The organism is Streptomyces sp. NPDC047453 (genome assembly GCF_040643155.1).
Taxonomy (GTDB): Bacteria; Actinomycetota; Actinomycetes; order Streptomycetales; family Streptomycetaceae; genus Streptomyces.
Genome location: NZ_JBEYTS010000183.1, coordinates 1 through 1,329, shown reverse-complemented (window position 1 = coordinate 1,329; position 1,329 = coordinate 1). Strand labels below are relative to the sequence as shown.

Annotated in this window: 2 protein-coding genes; both read left to right on the top strand. The window is 67.5% G+C overall.

Annotation, left to right across the window (positions count from 1 at the left end):
- Positions 1–69: 69 nt before the first annotated feature.
- Positions 70–378: a transposase gene (locus tag ABZ818_RS42815; protein ID WP_361427765.1), complete on the top strand. Its 309-nt coding sequence runs from the start codon at positions 70–72 to the stop codon at positions 376–378.
- A complete protein-coding gene (locus ABZ818_RS42810) occupies positions 375–1,298 on the top strand; it encodes an IS3 family transposase (RefSeq protein ID WP_361427762.1) in 924 nt (307 codons plus the stop codon). Before ABZ818_RS42815 ends, ABZ818_RS42810 begins: the two co-directional genes overlap by 4 nt.
- Positions 1,299–1,329 lie beyond the last annotated feature (31 nt).

Genomic DNA, 1,329 nt, shown 5'->3' with positions numbered 1-1,329 from the left:
TGAGGTTCCCCCGAGATGCGAGGAGGGGTGACAGCAGGTCAGATGGTTCTCGTGAGAGGAGATCTGACGATGCCTGCGCCCAGGAAATATCCGCTGGAGTTGCGTGAACGTGCGGTCCGGATGTATCGCACGTCCGAGCCGAAGCCCGTCATCCGCCGTCTCGCCGAGGAGCTCGGCGTGCACCACGAGGCCCTGCGCGGCTGGATCCGGCAGGCCGAGGCCGATGCCGGCGAGCGGGACGACCTGCTCACCACCGAGGAGAAGGAGGAGCTGGCCCATCTGCGGCGCGAGGTGCGCGAGCTACGCCGGGCGAACGAGGTCCTGCGGACGGCCTCGGCTTTTTTCGCCGCGCAGCTCGACCCGACCCGGCCCAGGTGAGAGCGCTCCTCGACGAGCACCCGCATCTGGGGGTCGAGCCCGTACTCCGGGAACTGCACATCCCCACCTCCACCTACTACCGCTGGCGCCGTGCCGAAAAGGAGCCGTGTGACAGGAAACGTCAGGACGCCGAGCTGACCAAGAAGATCCGGCAGGTCCACGCCGACTCCGGCGGGATCTACGGCTCCCCGCGCGTGCACGCCGTCCTCAAACGCGAAGGCGTCCACATCGGCCGCAAACGGGTCGAGCGGCTGATGCGCGAGGCCGACCTCGCCGGCATCAGCCCACGCCGCACGGGCAAAGGGCACACCCGCCGCGACCCGGACGCCGACCTTGCCCCGGACCTGGTCCAGCGCGACTTCACCGCGAGCGAGCCGGACCGGCTTTGGGTCACCGACCTGACCATGGTCCCCACCGACGAGGGGCCGCTGTGGCTCTCGGCCATCCGCGACGCGTTCTCGCGGCGTGTGGTGGCCTGGGAGACCTCCGCTCGCGCGGACGCCGACCTGGTCCTCACCTCGCTCGAGTACGCCCTCGCCAGCCGCGAAGTCACGCCCGGCGAGCTGATCCATCACGCCGACCACGGCTGTCAATACACGTCGATCAAGCTCACAACACGCCTGGTTCGAGCGGGAATTGAAGCATCCATGGGCTCTGTCGGGGACTCCTACGACAACGCCCTCGCGGAGAACCTGTGGATGCTGATCAAGACCGAGTGCATCCGCGGCCGCGTCTTCGCCACCAGGGCCGAAGCGAACCTCGCGCTCTTCGAGTACATCGACGGTTTCTACAACAGCCGGCGCATCCAGAAACGACTCGGCTACCTCAGCCCCATCGAGTTCGAGGAGAAGCACTACGCCAACCAGGCAACGGCCGAACCGGTGAACCTGAAACCCCGCCAACCCGCCCTGACCAGCTAGTCAGCACCTCCCACACAGCGGGGGAAGCTCA

Coding starts and splice junctions, on each gene's coding strand:
- ABZ818_RS42815 (WP_361427765.1), top strand. CDS start 70: ATGCCTGCGCCCAGGAAATATCCGCTGGAGTTGCGTGAACGTGCGGTC.